The organism is Erwinia aphidicola (assembly GCF_024169515.1).
Taxonomy (GTDB): domain Bacteria; phylum Pseudomonadota; class Gammaproteobacteria; order Enterobacterales; family Enterobacteriaceae; genus Erwinia; species Erwinia aphidicola.
Genome location: NZ_JAMKCQ010000001.1, coordinates 1,252,241 through 1,269,858 on the forward strand (window position 1 = coordinate 1,252,241; position 17,618 = coordinate 1,269,858).

Here is a 17,618-nt window from a genome sequence, read left to right on the forward strand (position 1 = left end):
CGTAATCAGCCCCGCGTTTGCAGGCGCATTTCGCGTTCCGCTTCCGTCAGGGAAGCCAGGAAGGAATCACGCTCGAAGACACGCGTCATATAGCCTTTCAGCTCTTTCGAACCGGCACCAATCAGCTCAATGCCCATCTGTGGCAGACGCCACAGCAGTGGGGCCAGGTAGCAATCTACCAGGCTAAACTCTTCGCTCATAAAGAACGGGGTGCGGGCGAACAGAGGTGCGATGGCCAGCAGCTCTTCACGCAGCTGCTTGCGCGCCGCTTCCGCTTCCTGCGCCGTGCCGTTTTCGACTTTACGCATCAGGCTGTACCAGTCCTGCTCGACGCGGTGCATCATCAGGCGGCTTTCACCACGCGCAACCGGATAAACCGGCATCAGCGGTGGATGCGGGAAACGTTCGTCCAGATACTCCATGATGATGCGCGATTCATACAGCGTCAGCTCGCGATCAACGAGGGTGGGTACGGTACGGTACGGGTTGAGGTCGATCAGATCCTGCGGCAGGTTATCCGTTTCAACCTGCTCGATCTCGACACTAACACCCTTCTCAGCCAGGACAATACGTACCTGATGGCTGAAAATGTCAGTCGGACCAGAAAACAGCGTCATTACCGAACGTTTGTTGGCAGCGACAGCCATGTAAACCTCCAAGTTTATCGAGAAAATTACTGCGAATAGCCATCCACGCGGCGACTCATTATTGCCATCAGCCCGAAGTTTGACCGATCGTCCATTGCACAGGATACCAGCGTCATTGCCCGGCCAATGGGCACAAAGTGACACACAGTTTACCAGATTTTAGCCAGCTTGTGGGGAGCGGAGTGTCGAATTGCGGGGGAAAATAACAAAGCCGTGGGTGTTTCGCGCTTTTTGTACAGGCAGGAAATAAAAAACCCGGCGCCAGGCACCGGGTTTTCCGATAATCGTTTCTGCGTGAGCAGGAAAAATTAACGTTTGGAGAACTGAGGACGACGACGTGCTTTACGCAGACCGACTTTCTTACGTTCAACTTTACGAGCATCACGAGTAACGAAGCCTGCTTTACGCAGTTCGCCACGCAGGGACTCGTCGTACTCCATCAGAGCGCGTGTGATACCGTGACGGATCGCACCAGCCTGACCAGAGATACCACCACCTTTAACAGTGATGTACAGATCGAATTTACCTACCATGTCCAGCAGTTCCAGCGGCTGACGAACTACCATGCGGGCAGTTTCACGACCGAAGTACTGTTCTAATGAACGCTGGTTGATAACGATGTTACCGCTACCCGGCTTAATAAAGACGCGTGCGGAAGAGCTTTTGCGGCGACCAGTGCCGTAGTTTTGATTCTCAGCCATTGCCTGTAATCCCGATTAAATGTCAAGAACTTGCGGTTGCTGTGCCGCATGGTTGTGCTCGTTGCCCGCGTAAACTTTCAGTTTACGGTACATAGCACGGCCCAGCGGACCCTTTGGCAGCATGCCTTTAACCGCGATTTCAATCACGCGTTCAGGACGGCGAGCAATCATCTCTTCGAAGGTCGCTTGCTTGATACCACCGACGAAACCGGTGTGATGGTAATACACTTTATCGGTACGCTTGTTACCGGTTACGGCAACTTTTTCTGCGTTCAGAACGATAATGTAATCACCAGTATCAACGTGCGGAGTATATTCCGCTTTGTGCTTACCGCGCAGGCGACGAGCCAATTCAGTCGCTAAACGACCTAATGTTTTGCCTGTTGCGTCAACAACATACCAGTCACGTTGGACCGATTCTGGCTTAGCTGTAAAAGTTTTCATCTAAAAGCTTACCCAAATTAAGTTACACGTTGGTGAAATCCCAAACGCTTGAATAAACGGTTGGAGCTCACACGACCATCTTGACCAGTAAGCCCACCCCTTCGGATAGAGTTACTGGAACACAAAGAGTTTTGGGAAAAAAACCTTTGCTGTAACGTGGGGTCGCAAGATTATAGAGAAGTCGCCCAAAAAGATCGAACGTTTTCTGCGATAAAATCCTCATCCCGCCACGCCCATTCAAGTTTCAGGGCAAATGCGGCAGTCGCAGATACTCTTCACTCTGCATTTCCTGCAGACGGGATACGCAGCGTTGATACTCAAACTTCAGCCGCGTGCCCTGATAAATCTCGTACAGTGATGCTTCCGCCGAGACCACCAGCTTGACGTGCCGCTCGTAGAATTCATCCACCAGCGCCAGAAATCGCCGTGCCTGGTCTTCGGTCTTGTAAATCATCACCGGCACATCATACAGCAATACGCTGTGAAAACGGCGCGACAGTTCAATATAGTCGTGCTGGCTGCGCCCTTCCCCACACAGCGCAAGGAAACTCATCGCCACAACGCCCTCAGCCACGCCCAACGTGGGCAGCTTACGGTGATTAATCTCCAGCGGTTCATGGGCTTGACGCGGTTTTCCCGCCAGCGCCACGAACATCCGCTCCATCTCTTTGGCGGTCTCTTCACCGAGCGGCGTCATCCACAGATGCGCCGAGGTTAGCGTGCGCAGGCGGTAATCGATACCGGCATCAACATTCATGATTTCGCAGTGCTGCTTGATCATCTCAATCGCAGGTAGAAAACGTGCGCGCTGCAAACCGTTACGATAGAGATCGTCCGGCGGAATATTTGACGTGGCGACCAGGGTGATGCCACGGCTGAACAGCGCTTCCATCAATGTGCCGAGCAGCATCGCATCGGTGATGTCTGAGACAAAAAATTCGTCAAAACACAGCAGGTCGGTTTCTGCCTTGAAGCGGTCGGCGACAATCTGCAGTGGGTCACTCTGCCCCTGCAGTTCTGTCAGCTCCTGATGCACGCGCAGCATAAAGCGATGAAAGTGCAGGCGCTGCTTACGCTCACCAGGAATCGACTGAAAAAACATATCCATCAGCCAGGTTTTGCCGCGCCCAACGCCGCCCCACATATAGAGACCGCGCGCCGGTGCCTGGACCGTCGATTTGCTTTTGCCCATCAGCTTATTGAGCTTGCCAAACAGACCGCCGCTGGCGGCAGACGCAGGAGGGCTAACACGGCTTAACGCCTGCCAGATACCGTCTAAGCGGGTCATGGCGGCGCGCTGAACTTCATCGGGCTGATACTCGCCGTTTTCCAGCGCTTGCTGATAGCGCAACAGCGGGGACATCGTTTGCATAATTGAGTCACATTCCCTGAAAAAAAGGCCTATGCCGGTGTTGATCGTCGAAAAAAAAGTCGTTCTACACTAAGCGAAGCTGCCGCAGGATTCCACTTCCAATACATTAGCGGTTATAGTGGCTGGTATCAGATGGAAAAGCCCTACGTAACAACGAAGACTATATGGGAGTCATTATGACCTGGGAATACGCGCTTATTGGGTTAGTAGTTGGGATTATTATTGGCGCGGTAGCAATGCGTTTCGGCAACAAAAAACTGCGCGAGCAACGCAGCCTGCAGTACGAGCTGGAAAAGAGCAAGGCAGAGCTGGCGGATTATCGTGAAGAGCTGACTAACCATTTTGCCCACAGCGCCGAGCTGCTGGACAACATGGCACGCGACTACCGTCAGCTGTATCAGCATATGGCGAAAGGTTCTAATGACCTGCTGCCAAACCTGCCGGGTGAGAAAAACCCGTTTGCTTATCAGCTGACAGAATCAGAAGCGGATAACGACCAGGTGCCGGTAGAGATGCCGCGTGACTACCCGGACAGCGCCTCTGGCCTGCTGCGTGGCGAGCGCGCTACCAAATAATCATCTTCGTGGGGTGCCAGCCACCCCACGTTTCAAGCACCGTTCAGTTCACTGCAAGACACATACAGCCTGCCATTTTGGCGATGGGCATCATTTCCCTGCTAGCGAGAGTTTGCTTCCGATGAAGAACAAATTATTTCTGTTAAGCGCATTAGCATTGAGTGTCGGTGTCAATATGGCCACAGTCCCTGCGGCTGTGGCTGCTCTTCCTGGACAGATTCAGGGCCAGCAGGTGCCGAGCCTGGCACCAATGCTGGAGAAAGTTCTGCCGGCCGTCGTCAGCGTTCACGTTGAAGGGACAGAAAAAGAGAGCCAGCAGCAGATCCCCGACCAGCTAAAACGCTTCTTTGGTCAGGATGGAGAGGAAGGTGCCCCCGGTGACGATAAGTCGCAGGAGTTTGAAGGGCTGGCCTCCGGGGTGATTATCGATGCCGCCAAAGGCTATGTGCTGACCAACAACCACGTGGTGAATGGCGCAGATAAAATCAGCGTGCAGCTGAGCGATGGTCGCGAATTCACGGCCAAGCTGGTCGGTCACGATGAGCAGACCGATATCGCACTGCTCCAGTTGATCGATGCGAAGAATCTGACCCAGATAAAAATTGCTGACTCTGACCAGCTGAAGGTCGGGGACTTTACCGTGGCCATCGGTAACCCGTTTGGCCTGGGACAGACGGCCACCTCGGGGATCGTGTCGGCGCTCGGCCGCAGCGGTCTTAACCTTGAGGGGCTGGAAAACTTTATTCAGACCGATGCCGCGATTAACCGCGGTAACTCCGGCGGTGCGCTGGTGAATCTTAACGGTGAGCTGATCGGGCTGAATACGGCCATCCTTGCGTCAAGCGGCGGCAATATCGGCATTGGCTTTGCGATTCCAAGCAATATGGCGATGGGTCTGGCCCAGCAGCTGATCCAGTTTGGTGAAGTGAAACGCGGCCAGCTGGGCATCAAGGGCACTGAGATGACCGCCGATATGGCGAAAGCCTTTAAGGTTGATATCCAGCACGGCGCCTTCGTCAACGAGGTGCTGCCGCAGTCGGCGGCCGCGAAAGCGGGGATTAAAGCGGGCGATATCATTACCAGCGTCGACGGTAAAAACGTTGCTAACTTTGCTGAACTGCGGGTGAAAATCGGCACCACGCCGCCGGGCCAGGAAGTGAAAGTGGGCCTGCTGCGTGACGGTAAACCGGTCACGGTCACCGTTAAGCTGGATAACAGCAGCCAGACGACCGCCAGTGCCGAACTGATGACCCCAGCGCTGCAAGGGGCCACCCTGAGCGACGGCGCGGCCAAAGATGGCACCAAAGGTGTCAAAGTCGACGAGGTGGCGAAAGCGACTCCGGCGGCGCAGTTTGGCCTACAGAAGGATGATGTGATCGTTGGCGTTAACCGCACGCCGGTACAGAATCTGGCAGAGCTGCGTAAACTGCTGGAGACCAAACCGGATCTGCTGGCGCTGAGCATCATGCGCGGCGATGAGAATATCTATCTGCTGCTGCGTTAACCCTGCCACGCGGACACAGGCTACTGTGTCCGCGTAACTCATGCTATCCTGCCAGTCGTTTATTCATACACTGCCTAAAACCATGTTTCCTAAACTTTTGCGTTCAGCGATCTTCGGCCTGATTGTGGCCGCTATCCTTCTGGTAGCCGTGCCGGGCCTGCGGCTGGGCAGCGATCTGCTGTCTACTGCCGACGACAGCGCCGATCTTCAGCCGGTCAGCTACAACGCGGGGGTAAAACGCGCCGCGCCTGCGGTAGTGTATGTTTACAACCGCAGCGCCAACGGCACCAGCGATGTGCTCGGCTCTGGGGTGATCATGGATCCGCGCGGCTATATTCTGACCAACAAGCATGTAATCAACGACGCCAGCCAGATCATCGTCAATCTGCAGGATGGCCGCTACTTTGAAGCGATGCTGGTCGGTTCTGACTCACTGACCGACCTGGCGGTGCTGAAAATCAATGCGGTGAATTTACCGGTGATCCCGATCAATCCGCAGCGCGTCGCGCACGTTGGCGACCTGGTGATGGCGATCGGTAATCCGTATAACATCGGGCAAACGGTGACGCAGGGTATCATTGGCGCCACCGGACGGGTTGGCCTCAGCCCTTCCCGCCATCAGGATTTCCTGCAGACCGATGCGTCTATTAACCGCGGCAACTCAGGCGGCGCGCTGATTAACTCGCTGGGCGAATTGATGGGCATTAACACCCTCTCCTTTGATAAAAGCAGCAACGGCGAAACGCCGGAAGGTCTGGGCTTTGCAATTCCTACCAAGCTGGCGACGAAGGTGATGGAGAAACTGATCCGCGACGGGCGGGTAATACGCGGCTATATCGGCATTACCGGGCGCGAATTCCGCCGCTACAGCGGTCAGACATCAGGTATGGATCATAATCAGGGCATCGTGGTGACTGAGGTGAAGGCCGGCGGCCCGGCAGATAAAGCCGGTATTCAGGTCAATGATGTGATTACCCGCGTGAATAATGCGGCGGCGGTATCACCGGTAGAAACCATGGACCAGGTGGCTGAGATCCGCCCGGGCACGGTGATTAACGTCGATATCACGCGCAACGAGAAGAAGATGACGATGCCGGTCACGGTGCTGGAGTACCCGGACGAGATCCAGACGCAATAATCCCCTTCATACTTGACGCCGCAACTGCGTTGGCTGCATGTATTCACCCCGGTCACTTACAAAAGTAAGCTCCCGGGGATTCGTACATTTGCCGCCTTGTTGCGACGCCAATTATTTTGGGGAAGACTTAATCACTTGATAAAATCTTCACCCAGCACAATATCTTTTTTCAGCGTATCCAGCATGCCATTCAGCGACTGCTGTTCAAAGGCGCTCAGCTGGCCAATCGGACGGCGCTCAACAATCCCCTTTTTACCCAGCAGCAGCGGCTGCGAGAAGAAACGCGCGTATTCGCCGTCCCCTTCGACATAAGCACATTCCACCACATCGCTTTCGCCCTGCAGCGCACGTACCAGTGACAGACCAAATTTCGCCGCGGCCTGCCCCATCGACAGCGTGGCCGATCCGCCACCCGCTTTCGCTTCAACCACTTCGGTACCGGCATTCTGAATGCGTTTAGTGAGGTCAGCAGCTTCCTGCTCGCTGAAGCTGACGCCTGGGATCTGCGACAGCAGCGGCAGGATCGTCACGCCTGAGTGACCGCCAACCACCGGCACGTTGAGTTCTTCTGGCTGCTTGCCTTTCAGCGCAGCAACAAAGGTGTTGGAACGGATGATGTCCAGCGTGGTGACGCCGAACAGTTTGTTTTTGTCATAAACACCGGCTTTCTTCAGCACTTCCGCTGCAATCGCGACGGTAGTGTTAACCGGGTTAGTAATGATACCGATCAGGGCGCCAGGACTGGTTGAGGCGACTTGCTCAATCAGGTTACGCACAATACCGGCGTTGACGTTGAACAGGTCAGAACGGTCCATACCCGGCTTACGCGCCACGCCTGCGGAGATCAGTACCACGTCAGCACCTTTCAGCGCCGGGGTGGCATCTTCGCCGCTGAAGCCTTCGATTTTCACTGCGGTAGGGATATGGCTTAGGTCGACCGCCACGCCGGGAGTCACTGGGGCGATATCGTACAGAGAGAGTTCTGAACCTGCCGGAAGCTGGGTTTTCAGCAGGAGGGCTAATGCCTGGCCGATACCACCTGCTGCACCGAGAACTGCAACTTTCATCCTAAACTCCTTATTATATTAAGCATTTATTGTGCCGTGAAATCCATGTTGCTCTATCCGGATTTGCTGAAACGCGAGTTTAGCTGGCGGTTCAGCACGACAGGATATCATCGTGATTCGGCGTTACATTACACCGTTAGCGCTAACTGGAACAACCTCATTATTATAACAAATCGTTCACTTCTTGCCCGCTTCAGCAAGCCGTCAGCAAATTTTTTTTCCCATTCAAACTCTGTTAAACTGCACGCCCCTGGCGGCTTTAGCCGGCGGCTGCACCATTTCCCATTTGCATAAAAATTCATTTAATTGCATAATAATTTAATATCCCGCCACGGGCATGGCTTCTATTTTCCTCGAATCGGTAACCTATGCGTAACCCATCAAAACAAGAAGAGTTAATTAAGGCGTTCAAGGCCTTACTAAAAGAAGAAAAATTCAGCTCGCAGGGCGAAATCGTCAGCGCGCTGCAGGAAGATGGCTTCGAAAATATCAACCAGTCGAAAGTCTCACGCATGCTGACCAAGTTCGGCGCGGTGCGCACGCGTAACGCGAAAATGGAGATGGTCTACTGCCTGCCTGCTGAGCTGGGCGTGCCGACCACCACCAGCCCGCTTAAGAATCTGGTGCTGGATATCGACTTCAATGATGCACTGGTGGTTATTCACACCAGCCCAGGTGCCGCGCAGCTGATCGCACGCCTGCTGGATTCACTGGGGAAAGCCGAAGGCATCCTCGGAACCATTGCCGGTGATGACACTATCTTTATTACGCCAGCCCGTGCGTTCACCGTTAAGCAGCTGCACGATGCCATTCTGGTCCTGTTCGAACAGGAACTGTAAAGCATGCCGCTTATAAGACTTATGCATATCGTGGCGTAGGTCTCCTCCGTACAACTTTGTTCTATGCGACGAAATCCTCAGGGCCGTCATCATACGGCCCTTTGCTATTCCCCTGATAATTCAGTACTCAGCAGCAGATCTCACTGCCTTTGCTGGTCAATACGCCCGCCATCACCCGCTTAAATTTCTTCCAGCAATGTGATCTATCCCTAATAAGCGCACAAATTGTTAATTTCACGCAGCCTGATGTTTTTCCAAGCATTTAACGGGGTGAGGGTAAAATATAAGCGTTTTTTATAACGGTTGGTTATTAAAAACCCCTTCACATCACAAGAATCCCAACAAAACATTATTAGCATGCTATTAATTTTTTACGTTATTAGATCTATACTTGTTTTCGTGATGCAAATCACAGTAATTAAAAAGATAAAAACAGTTGACGAGGAATCAAATCATGAAAGTTACCACTACTATTGCTACCTTTGGCCTTCTTTCTGCTCTGTCATTCGGCGCTTTCGCCGCTGAATCTATCAACGCAGAACAGGCTAAAAATCTTCAGCCAATCGGCACTGTCAGCGTAAGCGGCATTGCGGGTTCACCGATGGATATCCACCAGGCGCTGAACGATAAAGCCGACCAGAAAGGTGCCACCGCTTATCGCGTTATCGAAAATAATGTGAATGGCAACTGGCATGCTACTGCCGAGCTGTACAAATAAGTTCGTATCTGTCTGAGAGTAAAAACAAAAAAAATTACGGTAACCCCAAGAATAATAAACGTTTTTTAGCCCTTTCGGTTACCGCCCAACCCAATTTCTGGAGTCATATCATGAAAACTACCTTCACCATCGCTGCTTTAGGTCTTGCTTCCGTTCTTTCATTTGGTGCCAGCGCTGCCAGCCTGGTGACTAACGATCAGGTTAATAATCAGAACCTGCAGTCAGTCGGTACCGTCAGCGTGAGCGGCATTAACGGCACTACCATGGATATTCGTCATCAGCTGTCTGAGAAAGCGGATCAGCAGGGTGCCAGCGCCTACCGTGTGATTGAAGCGCGTAACGACGGCAACTACCACGTAACGGCTGAACTGTATAAATAACCGTTAACGAACAGACATCGGGCGCTGTCAGCGCCCGTCCGTGACATGACCGCGGTCATAAAGTCGAAGCCCGCAGGTTGTTGGTCACAATGAGGAGATTAAATATGAAAATCAAAACAACCATCGCTGCATTGAGCCTGTTTTCACTGGTCAGTTTCGGCGCCAGCGCCGCACAGCTGGTCAATAACCAACAGGCAGAGAATCTGCAATCTGCGGGGACGATTACATTAAGCGGTGTGGCAGGCGTGCCGTCGGATATCCGTCAGCAGGTGTCACAGAAAGCGGATAGTGAAGGTGCCAGTGCTTACCGAATTGTTGAAGCGCGCAATCAGGATAACTGGCATGTCACCGCCGAGCTGTATAAGTAATTCCTCGTCGATGGGCACACCCGTTGCCCGGCAAGACGAACCCTTTGGCCCCGTTCGCCGGGGCCCTTTTTTTGCCTGACTATTTAACGTTAAAGCGAAACTCGCCATCAAGCTCCTCTTCCGCTTCATCAAATAGCAGAATCAGCGCGCCGTAGCGTCGCCTCTGGCCGCTGCCCAAATTGACGAACTCAATCTCCAACGGTAATGGCATTTGCGGCCCGGTGATAGCATCCCACAGACTGTCCAGATCGGCGATGGTACGATCCGTCAGGGCAAATCGTTCGCTGAACTGCCGGAAGAAATGTGCCTGATCGACAATCACATCAAAGTCGAAAATCTCTCTTTTCATTCGGTCTGCTCCGCAGGACACACAGCTGGGCGGCGACTGCCGCCCGTTGGGTTAAAGTCCGCCAATATGCAGGGCTTTCACTTCCATATACTCTTCCAGCCCCAGCACCGAGCCTTCACGCCCTAATCCCGACTCTTTTACGCCACCAAACGGCGCAAGCTCGGTGGACACCGCACACTCGTTAATTCCCACCATGCCGCTTTCCAGCGCGGCTGAGACGCGAAATACGCGCTGCAGGTTTTGCGTATAGAAGTAAGCTGCCAGGCCAAATTCGGTGTCGTTGGCACGGCGGATCACCTCCTCTTCCTCATCAAAGCGGAAGCACGCCGCCACTGGACCAAAGGTCTCTTCCCGTGACAGCTTCATGCTTTCATTCGCTTCGGCAATCACCGTAGGCTGCCAGAAGTTGCCGCCCAGCGCGTGACGCGCTCCCCCGGTAATGACCTTGCCGCCATGACTAAGCGCATCATTGACGTGCTCCTCGACTTTTTCCAGCGCCGAAGCCTCAATCAGCGGGCCAACCACGACGCCCTCATCCATGCCATTGCCGACTTTTAGCTTTTTCACTTCGTCTGCCAGCTGGTTAACGAAGCGGTCGTAGACGCTGTTATGAATATAGAAGCGATTCACACTGACGCAGACCTGCCCGGCGTTGCGGAATTTGTTGGCGATGGCCCCTTTTACCGCCGCATCTATATCGGCATCCTCAAACACGATATAGGGCGCGTTGCCCCCCAGCTCCATCGAGACTTTTTTCATCGTCTCTGACGCATTGCGCATCAGCAGCTTGCCGACCTGGGTGGAACCGGTAAAGGAGATTTTGCGCACCGCTTTACTGGCCATAATCGCGTCGCTGATGGCGTGAGTATCGCCCGCGACCGCATTGAGAACGCCGTCCGGTACGCCCGCTTTTTTCGCCAGCGCCAGCAGGGCAAAGGCTGAAAGCGGGGTGTTATTCGCCGGTTTGATGATGCCGGTGCAGCCCGCCGCTAACGCCGGACCCAGCTTGCGCGTCAGCATCGCCATCGGGAAGTTCCACGGGGTAATTGCCGCCACCACACCTATCGGCTCGCGCGTGGCCAGAATACGGCTGCCGGGCTTGGCCGGTGGGATAATCTCACCGTTGGCGCGCTTGGCCTGCTCGGCAAACCACTGAATAAAGCTGGCGGCGTACTCCACTTCACCCTCGGCTTCTTTTAACGGCTTGCCCTGTTCGGCGGTCATCAGTTGGCCGAGCCAGGCTTTGTTTTCAATCATCAGCTGATACCAGCGATGCAGAATCTCGGCCCGCTCTTTGGCCGTTTTTGCCCGCCACGCCGGGAATGCCGCGGCGGCGGCGGCAATCGCCTGTTCCGTTTCCGCCTTACCCGCTTTAGCCACCGCAGCAACCACTTCCCCCGTCGCCGGGTTGAGCACCTCAAAAGTGCTGGCCGCCTGCTGCCACTTTCCGTTTACCAGGAAACCGGTCTGAAACAGGTCGTTGTCCTTAAGCGTTGAGATCGTCATGATTTTCTCCAGATGTGTTTACCCTTCAGCTGGATTAAGTATAGATGGCAAAACCGCGAGGTTTTGTGACAAAAGGGCATCATCGGGGGGATTATGGCCGGGAAAAATGCTGACGGCAGGCGCCGTCAGCGGCAAGATCAAATCTCGATCAGGGTATTCTGATATTTCTTCAGAATGCCAGCCAGCAGCGCAACGGGCTCGGTCACGCTTTGTGGCGCCTGATACTGCTCCAGCTTTTGCTGATAAATGTCGAACTCCGCCAGCAGGCGCTCAAAGTAGTGGCGCCGCTTGCCATCACTGCTGGCGGAGATCACCCGGTCGGCGGTGTGGCGCAGCTGCTTGTGGTAAGCCGACAGATCGGCATTGACGGGAACGTCAGCGGCGCGCAGCCGCTGATGGCCGATAATCAGCGTCAGCGCCAGACGGAACTTGTTCACATCGCCGGGGAAGATATTCAGCAGCATAAATAGCTGCTGGTACAGCGCGGGCAGATGGTTCTCGCGGCGGCGCGCCGTATTGGTCGTCATCGCCGAAACCGCCGCATACATAAAGCGATTAAGCAGCGTGCGGCCAACCCGGGCTTTCGACGTATCGCGGATCAGCAGGATCACCAGCAGTGCAACAAAGCAGCCGATCGCCTGGCCCAGCGCCCCGTCGAGAAACACGCTGATGTTGAACTTCATCGGGTTATCCAGCGTCAGGATGTTGATGGTGCCCACCAGCCCGCCGAGCGTACCGATCTGGCGGCGCTGGATCAGAATGCCGCAGATAAAGGCCATGATCCCCAGCGCAATACAGAGCAGCAGCATGCTCTGCTGGGTGTTCGGCATGATCACCATGTAGTACAGCCCGCCAACCGGAATGGCGACGATCATGCCGTACAGGAAGTCTTTCGCCACCATCAGCGGGTTTGGCATGCGCATTGCCAGCGCGGTAATCACCGCCAGCATCACCATCGCACCGCTGCCGGAAGTCCAGCCGGTCCACAGCCAGAACAGCGAACCGACGGCGGTGGCAACAAAGGTGCGCACGCCGTTAACCAGCGCGTGACGGGTTTCTGCCGAACGCATTTTTACCACCGGTTCGGTATTTAATACCTCTTCTTCCATCCGGCTGATGCTGCTGTTGGTGTGAATGCCCTTCATTAACAGCAGATAGCGGCTGGCAGCGCCAACCCAGTTACGGATGGTTTCCGGGGTATTTTTACTGCCGCTAAGGGTGATGACCCGGCGCATAATCTTCATGCGCTTGTGGATATCGCTGATATTTTCCACCGGTTTTTCAAAGAAAAGGTGGAACTGCGGCGGGACATACTCCTGACGCGTGTTCTGGATCAGGAAGGTTTCACAAGCCTGGGTGATCAGCGTCAGTGAGAGGGAGTGGAGCACCTTGAGACGGCGATCGACCTTCTGCCAGCGCCCGGACTCCATCATCAGATGCGTTCTCATGCCGTTCAGCGCGGTGGTACGGCGCACCAGCCCGGCCCAGCACTTATCGACCTCTTCTTTATCGCCATGCGAAACGCACAGCTGCATCAGACGATAGTGCTCCACCAGCAGCGCATCGATTTCACGGTCGATATCCAGCTTGATGGAGCGTGGGGAGAACAGCAAGTCGGCGAGGATGGCACAGACAATACCGATTACGATTTCGCTACAGCGCTCAACCGCAAACTGCGGAGCCAGCAGCAGGGAGCCGTTAGCGTCAACGCTGACCACAATAATCAGCGCGGTATAGCCCGCCAGTCCCAGCGCGTAGGAGTTCTCGACCTTGATCAGCGAGGAGAGCCAGACGCAGACGCCAGCCCAGATGCAGCACAGCAGCAGCATGACGACCGGCGCACGAATGGTGGTGATCATGATGGCCAGCGCGGCGATACAGCCGATAAAGGTGCCGATAATACGCAGCATGCCGCGATGACGCAGCGCGCCGGAGAACGGATCGCCCCCGGCAGCAAACCCGGTGCCGCCCGCGACAATTGCCGCAGTCATCACCGACCAGCGCGGCGTTTCGAGATTAAATTCAAAGCCGACACACAGCGCCAGAAGGATGGCAAAGGTCAGTTTGATCGGATAGCGCAGACGATACCACTGCATGATAGGCCTCGCCTTAGCCAAACTCGCGCAGGCGATGCATCAGTTTCATCATTGGCGACATCTCATGCTGCTGACGATCTTGCGCCCCGGTCACCACGATGGTCGCGGTGGTCCCGGACGGATAGAGGTTGCCCGGCTGCTTATCAAGGTGAATACGCACCGGGACACGCTGCGCCAGCCGCACCCATTCCAGGTCGGAGTCGACGGTGGCCATGCCCTTGCTGTCGACCGTGCTGCTGCTGTTGGTAACGCCCGCGGCAACGCTATCCACAGAGCCATACAGCACCGCATTGCTGCCCAGCGGCGTAATTTCCACACGGAAACCCGGGCGGATCCCATCCAGCTTGGTCTCTTCAAGGTAGGCCAGCACGTAGAAGGAGTCTTTTTTCACCAGTGCTACCGAGGTAGAACCACGGGTAATAAACTCACCGGTATAGACATTCAGGTTAGTGATCCAACCTGCGGATGGGGCTTTCACCACGGTGCGATCGAGGTCGATCTTCGCCAGGTCGCGCACGGCGACGGCTTTCGCCAGCTGATGTTCAGTGGTCTGGAAGTCGTTGTTTGCCTGGTCGATAGCCTCACGCGACATGGCGGAAACCCCGAGCTGGTTGCGGCGCGCCGCCTCGCGACGTTTTTCACTCAGCACCGCCTGATAGTAGGCGACATCAGCCTGCGCTTCATCCAGCGCTTGCTGGTAGCGCGGCTGATCGATGGTGAACAGGACCTGGTCTTTAGCGACCAGCTGGTTATCATGCACGCGCACATCGGTGATCAAACCGCTGACGTCAGGGGCGATTGCCACCACGTCGGCGGTAAATTTGGCATCACGCGTCCACGGCGATTCGGTATAGAACACCCATACGCGGAAAATAAGGACAACGGCAACGATCACCAGCAGCAGGGTAATGGCGACGCGAGAAATTTTTCTTGTAAGTGCTTTCACTCAGACCTCAGACGAACAAACGGGATACCAGCCAGAACAGGCAGCAGTACAACGCAGTATTAAACAGTGCAGGGTGCCAGACCAGATCGTAAATTCCGGTCGGAGTCAGCAACCGTCGTACCAGCCAGAACAGCATCAGTGACACAATAATTTCAAAAAATATCGGTGGGAACGACAGCCCGAACACCACAATAACCGGAAGTACACTCATCTTTTATCCTTGTTGATACTATGCCGGATAAATCTGCTGGCATAACGTTATCCCCTCCCGGTTTCAGGGCGGCTACGCGTGCGGGTAATGATGACCTGACGAAGGGTGCGAATCAGAACCGATACTGAATGAATAATAGCGTATCCGGCAAGGAGCATTTAAAGGGATAGCGTTACGGAGCAGTAACCCAACAATGCTATAGTAACGTGCCTGACTATAAGTAATCTACCAAATGTGATCTAAATCACTTTTAATCCAGGGTTAACAATGGAAAGACTCAAGGGCATGTCCGTCTTTGCCAAAGTCGTTGAAATGGGCTCATTTACCGCCGCGGCGCAGCATCTGCAGTTAAGCGTATCCGCAGTGAGTCAGACGGTTGCCCGGCTGGAAGATGAGCTGCAGGTCAAACTACTCAACCGCAGCACCCGCAGCATCGGCTTGACCGAGGCAGGTAAAATCTACTTCCAGGGCTGTCGCCGCATGCTTTCCGAAGCTCAGCAGGTGCATGAACAGCTGTGGGCATTTAATAACACCCCGATTGGCCTGCTGCGTATCGGCAGCTCCTCCACCATGGCGCAGAACCTGCTGGCACCCATGACGGAAGAGATGCTGAAAGAGTATCCGGGGCTGACGGTGAATCTGGTAACCGGTATCCCGGCACCGGACCTGATTGCCGACGGGCTGGACCTGGTGATCCGCGTTGGCGCACTGCGGGACTCCAACCTGTTTTCGAAGCGCCTTGGCTCGATGCCGATGGTGGTCTGCGCGGCCAAAAGCTACTTGTTACAGCATGGCGTTCCGGAAAATCCTGCCGATATCAGCAACTTTTCGTGGCTGGAATACAGCGTGCGCCCGGACAACGATTTTGAGCTGACCTCACCGGAAGGTACCGCTATTCGCCTGTCGCCGCAGGGGCGCTTTGCCACTAATGATTCGCAAACGCTGATCCGCTGGCTTAAATCCGGAACCGGGATCGCCTATGTGCCGCTGATGTGGATTATCGAAGAGATTAATGCCGGGGAGGTGGAAATTCTGTTCGCGCACTACCAGTCGGTGCCGCGCCCGGTGTATGCCGTGTACACGCAGAAGGACAAACTCCCGCTAAAGGTACAGGTGTGTATTAACCATCTGACCGAATATTTTGACAAGGTGGCGGAGATTTACCGCGAGTTTCGCAAATAGTCCGCAGGGGCGACCGGAAAAAAGGGTCGCCCCCTCCGCAGGACTCAGTGATAGGGGGCGGACCTTTTTTCCGGTCCGCCCGATATCATGCGGTGCCGCCGACGGTAAGTTTATCCAGCTTCAGCGTAGGCTGACCCACGCCAACCGGCAGGCTCTGCCCCTCTTTCCCACAGACGCCGACGCCTTTATCCAGCGCCAGATCGTTGCCGACCATCGAAATCTGCTGCATCGCTTCGATGCCGGAACCAATCAGCGTGGCACCTTTAACCGGCGTGGTCACTTTACCGTTCTCAATCAGATAGGCTTCTGAAGTGGAGAAAACGAATTTGCCGGAGGTGATATCGACCTGGCCGCCGCCGAAATTCGGCGCGTACAGGCCGTACTCTACGCTTTCAATGATATCCTGCGGCGTTGATTTACCCGCCAGCATATAGGTGTTGGTCATACGCGGCATCGGCAGGTGTGCGTAAGACTCGCGGCGACCGTTACCGGTTGGCGGCACCCCCATCAGGCGCGCATTCAGTTTGTCCTGCATGTAGCCTTTCAGAATACCGTTCTCAATCAGGACGTTGTACTGCCCCGGCACGCCTTCATCATCAATCGCCAGCGAGCCACGCAGGCCATCGATGGTGCCATCATCCACGACGGTACACAGCTCGGAGGCGACCAGCTGGCCCATCTGACCACTGAACACCGAGGTACCGCGACGGTTAAAGTCGCCTTCCAACCCGTGACCGACCGCTTCGTGCAGCAGCACGCCCGGCCAGCCCGCACCGAGCACCACGGGGAACATCCCCGCCGGGGCCGCTACCGCATTCAGATTAACCAGCGCCATACGCACCGCTTCGCGCGCCCAGGCTTCGGCACGCATCTCACCGTTTTCATCGGCGAGGAAAAACTCATAGCCGAAACGGCCGCCGCCGCCGCTGGAGCCGCGCTCGCGTTTGCCGTTATCGTCAACCTGCACGCTGACCGACAGGCGCACTAGCGGGCGCACATCCGCTGCCAGCGTACCGTCGGTTGCCGCCACCAGCACCAGTTCATAGACGCCGGTAAGGCTGGCGGAGACTTCCTGCACGCGCTTATTGGCAGCACGCGCCGCATTATCGACGCGGTGCAGCAGCTCAATTTTCTCTTCACGCGTCAGGCTTTGCAGCGGGTCAAGCGCCGGGTAGAGCGGGCGGTTTGCCACCGCCCCGAGGGTGCGTGACTGGCCATTACCCTGCTCGCGCACGATACTGCGTGCCGCCGTGGCGCTCTGATGCAGGGCATTCAGCGTCAGCTGATCGGCATAGGCGAAACCGGTTTTCTCACCGCTGATGGCGCGCACGCCCACGCCCTGATCGATATTGTAGGAGCCGTCTTTAATAATGCGGTCTTCCAGCACCCAGGATTCATGGTAGCTGGACTGAAAATAGAGGTCAGCGTAATCCAGCTTGCGCTCGGACAGCTGGCCGAGAATGGAAAAGAGGTCGCTTTGACTAATGTTGTTAGCAGTTAGTAACTGCTCACTTACCAGATTCAGAGTCATGAATTCTCGCTTTGTATGGATGGGTCATAAAGGGCTGACCAGCA

Annotated in this window: 19 protein-coding genes; 8 read left to right on the forward strand and 11 right to left on the reverse strand. The window is 55.1% G+C overall.

Annotated elements, in window-relative coordinates; genetic code table 11:
* Positions 1-5: 5 nt before the first annotated feature.
* The 4 genes from sspA to zapE form a co-directional block, all read right to left on the reverse strand.
* Entirely contained in the window at positions 6-647 is a 642-nt protein-coding gene (gene sspA, locus J2Y91_RS05765; protein ID WP_048914440.1) for a stringent starvation protein SspA, read from the reverse strand.
* A 308-nt stretch (positions 648-955) separates the two neighbouring features.
* Positions 956-1,348 carry a 30S ribosomal protein S9 gene (gene rpsI / locus J2Y91_RS05770; protein WP_034890399.1) on the reverse strand — a complete coding sequence of 131 codons (393 nt, stop codon included), beginning with the start codon at positions 1,346-1,348 and terminating at the stop codon, positions 956-958.
* 15 nt (positions 1,349-1,363) lie between these two features.
* Complete coding sequence (gene rplM / locus J2Y91_RS05775) at positions 1,364-1,792, reverse strand: 50S ribosomal protein L13 (protein ID WP_048914439.1); 429 nt, start codon at positions 1,790-1,792, stop codon at positions 1,364-1,366.
* Positions 1,793-2,036: 244 nt separating this feature from the next.
* Entirely contained in the window at positions 2,037-3,164 is a 1,128-nt protein-coding gene (zapE, locus tag J2Y91_RS05780; RefSeq protein ID WP_133622592.1) for a cell division protein ZapE, read from the reverse strand.
* Between the two features lie 176 nt (positions 3,165-3,340).
* Between zapE and zapG the strand changes: the two genes are divergently transcribed.
* The 3 genes from zapG to degS all read left to right on the forward strand — a co-directional run bounded on the left by zapG (position 3,341) and on the right by degS (position 6,381).
* A complete protein-coding gene (gene zapG / locus J2Y91_RS05785; protein ID WP_048914437.1) occupies positions 3,341-3,739 on the forward strand; it encodes a Z-ring associated protein ZapG in 399 nt (132 codons plus the stop codon).
* Between the two features lie 121 nt (positions 3,740-3,860).
* On the forward strand, positions 3,861-5,243 hold the full coding sequence (degQ, locus tag J2Y91_RS05790; RefSeq protein WP_133622591.1) for a serine endoprotease DegQ: 1,383 nt from the start codon (positions 3,861-3,863) through the stop codon (positions 5,241-5,243).
* An 82-nt stretch (positions 5,244-5,325) separates the two neighbouring features.
* Positions 5,326-6,381, forward strand: a complete 1,056-nt coding sequence (gene degS, locus J2Y91_RS05795; protein ID WP_133622590.1) for an outer membrane-stress sensor serine endopeptidase DegS — start codon at positions 5,326-5,328, stop codon at positions 6,379-6,381.
* A 131-nt stretch (positions 6,382-6,512) separates the two neighbouring features.
* Here the strand turns inward: degS and mdh are convergent, their stop codons facing one another.
* Positions 6,513-7,448, reverse strand: coding sequence for a malate dehydrogenase (gene mdh, locus J2Y91_RS05800; RefSeq protein WP_133622589.1), 936 nt, complete (start codon positions 7,446-7,448; stop codon positions 6,513-6,515).
* A gap of 368 nt (positions 7,449-7,816) precedes the next feature.
* On the opposite strand from mdh, the gene argR reads away from it, so the two are divergent.
* The 4 genes from argR to yhcN (J2Y91_RS05820) all read left to right on the forward strand — a co-directional run bounded on the left by argR (position 7,817) and on the right by yhcN (J2Y91_RS05820) (position 9,753).
* The gene (argR, locus tag J2Y91_RS05805) at positions 7,817-8,287 is read left to right on the forward strand and encodes a transcriptional regulator ArgR (RefSeq protein ID WP_048914434.1); all 471 of its coding nucleotides are present in this window, start codon (positions 7,817-7,819) and stop codon (positions 8,285-8,287) included.
* A gap of 454 nt (positions 8,288-8,741) precedes the next feature.
* Positions 8,742-9,005, forward strand: a complete 264-nt coding sequence (gene yhcN / locus J2Y91_RS05810; RefSeq protein ID WP_099753738.1) for a peroxide/acid stress response protein YhcN — start codon at positions 8,742-8,744, stop codon at positions 9,003-9,005.
* A gap of 110 nt (positions 9,006-9,115) precedes the next feature.
* Positions 9,116-9,385 carry a peroxide/acid stress response protein YhcN gene (gene yhcN, locus J2Y91_RS05815; RefSeq protein WP_048914430.1) on the forward strand — a complete coding sequence of 90 codons (270 nt, stop codon included), beginning with the start codon at positions 9,116-9,118 and terminating at the stop codon, positions 9,383-9,385.
* Between the two features lie 104 nt (positions 9,386-9,489).
* Positions 9,490-9,753, forward strand: coding sequence for a peroxide/acid stress response protein YhcN (yhcN, locus tag J2Y91_RS05820; protein WP_048914429.1), 264 nt, complete (start codon positions 9,490-9,492; stop codon positions 9,751-9,753).
* Positions 9,754-9,832: 79 nt separating this feature from the next.
* On the opposite strand, the gene J2Y91_RS05825 is transcribed toward yhcN (J2Y91_RS05820), so the two are convergent.
* The 5 genes from J2Y91_RS05825 to aaeX form a co-directional block, all read right to left on the reverse strand.
* Positions 9,833-10,102, reverse strand: coding sequence for a barstar family protein (locus tag J2Y91_RS05825; protein WP_133622588.1), 270 nt, complete (start codon positions 10,100-10,102; stop codon positions 9,833-9,835).
* 51 nt (positions 10,103-10,153) lie between these two features.
* Positions 10,154-11,608 (reverse strand): NAD-dependent succinate-semialdehyde dehydrogenase, encoded by a 1,455-nt coding sequence (locus J2Y91_RS05830; RefSeq protein WP_099753740.1) that lies wholly within the window; start codon positions 11,606-11,608, stop codon positions 10,154-10,156.
* A 137-nt stretch (positions 11,609-11,745) separates the two neighbouring features.
* Positions 11,746-13,704: a p-hydroxybenzoic acid efflux pump subunit AaeB gene (aaeB, locus tag J2Y91_RS05835; RefSeq protein WP_133622587.1), complete on the reverse strand. Its 1,959-nt coding sequence runs from the start codon at positions 13,702-13,704 to the stop codon at positions 11,746-11,748.
* Positions 13,705-13,717: 13 nt separating this feature from the next.
* Entirely contained in the window at positions 13,718-14,650 is a 933-nt protein-coding gene (aaeA, locus tag J2Y91_RS05840; protein WP_048914426.1) for a p-hydroxybenzoic acid efflux pump subunit AaeA, read from the reverse strand.
* A 7-nt stretch (positions 14,651-14,657) separates the two neighbouring features.
* Positions 14,658-14,861: a p-hydroxybenzoic acid efflux pump operon protein AaeX gene (gene aaeX / locus J2Y91_RS05845; protein WP_048914425.1), complete on the reverse strand. Its 204-nt coding sequence runs from the start codon at positions 14,859-14,861 to the stop codon at positions 14,658-14,660.
* 267 nt (positions 14,862-15,128) lie between these two features.
* Between aaeX and aaeR the strand changes: the two genes are divergently transcribed.
* Complete coding sequence (gene aaeR, locus J2Y91_RS05850) at positions 15,129-16,043, forward strand: HTH-type transcriptional activator AaeR (protein WP_048914424.1); 915 nt, start codon at positions 15,129-15,131, stop codon at positions 16,041-16,043.
* Between the two features lie 85 nt (positions 16,044-16,128).
* Here the strand turns inward: aaeR and tldD are convergent, their stop codons facing one another.
* Complete coding sequence (tldD, locus tag J2Y91_RS05855; protein WP_133622586.1) at positions 16,129-17,574, reverse strand: metalloprotease TldD; 1,446 nt, start codon at positions 17,572-17,574, stop codon at positions 16,129-16,131.
* Positions 17,575-17,618 lie beyond the last annotated feature (44 nt).

Bases quoted from the DNA above. Each gene is read 5' to 3' on its own strand.
- sspA (WP_048914440.1), bottom strand. From the start codon at position 647: ATGGCTGTCGCTGCCAACAAACGTTCGGTAATGACGCTGTTTTCTGGT.
- rpsI (WP_034890399.1), bottom strand. From the start codon at position 1,348: ATGGCTGAGAATCAAAACTACGGCACTGGTCGCCGCAAAAGCTCTTCC.
- rplM (WP_048914439.1), bottom strand. From the start codon at position 1,792: ATGAAAACTTTTACAGCTAAGCCAGAATCGGTCCAACGTGACTGGTAT.
- zapE (WP_133622592.1), bottom strand. From the start codon at position 3,164: ATGCAAACGATGTCCCCGCTGTTGCGCTATCAGCAAGCGCTGGAAAAC.
- zapG (WP_048914437.1), top strand. From the start codon at position 3,341: ATGACCTGGGAATACGCGCTTATTGGGTTAGTAGTTGGGATTATTATT.
- degQ (WP_133622591.1), top strand. From the start codon at position 3,861: ATGAAGAACAAATTATTTCTGTTAAGCGCATTAGCATTGAGTGTCGGT.
- degS (WP_133622590.1), top strand. From the start codon at position 5,326: ATGTTTCCTAAACTTTTGCGTTCAGCGATCTTCGGCCTGATTGTGGCC.
- mdh (WP_133622589.1), bottom strand. From the start codon at position 7,448: ATGAAAGTTGCAGTTCTCGGTGCAGCAGGTGGTATCGGCCAGGCATTA.
- argR (WP_048914434.1), top strand. From the start codon at position 7,817: ATGCGTAACCCATCAAAACAAGAAGAGTTAATTAAGGCGTTCAAGGCC.
- yhcN (WP_099753738.1), top strand. From the start codon at position 8,742: ATGAAAGTTACCACTACTATTGCTACCTTTGGCCTTCTTTCTGCTCTG.
- yhcN (WP_048914430.1), top strand. From the start codon at position 9,116: ATGAAAACTACCTTCACCATCGCTGCTTTAGGTCTTGCTTCCGTTCTT.
- yhcN (WP_048914429.1), top strand. From the start codon at position 9,490: ATGAAAATCAAAACAACCATCGCTGCATTGAGCCTGTTTTCACTGGTC.
- J2Y91_RS05825 (WP_133622588.1), bottom strand. From the start codon at position 10,102: ATGAAAAGAGAGATTTTCGACTTTGATGTGATTGTCGATCAGGCACAT.
- J2Y91_RS05830 (WP_099753740.1), bottom strand. From the start codon at position 11,608: ATGACGATCTCAACGCTTAAGGACAACGACCTGTTTCAGACCGGTTTC.
- aaeB (WP_133622587.1), bottom strand. From the start codon at position 13,704: ATGCAGTGGTATCGTCTGCGCTATCCGATCAAACTGACCTTTGCCATC.
- aaeX (WP_048914425.1), bottom strand. From the start codon at position 14,861: ATGAGTGTACTTCCGGTTATTGTGGTGTTCGGGCTGTCGTTCCCACCG.
- aaeR (WP_048914424.1), top strand. From the start codon at position 15,129: ATGGAAAGACTCAAGGGCATGTCCGTCTTTGCCAAAGTCGTTGAAATG.
- tldD (WP_133622586.1), bottom strand. From the start codon at position 17,574: ATGACTCTGAATCTGGTAAGTGAGCAGTTACTAACTGCTAACAACATT.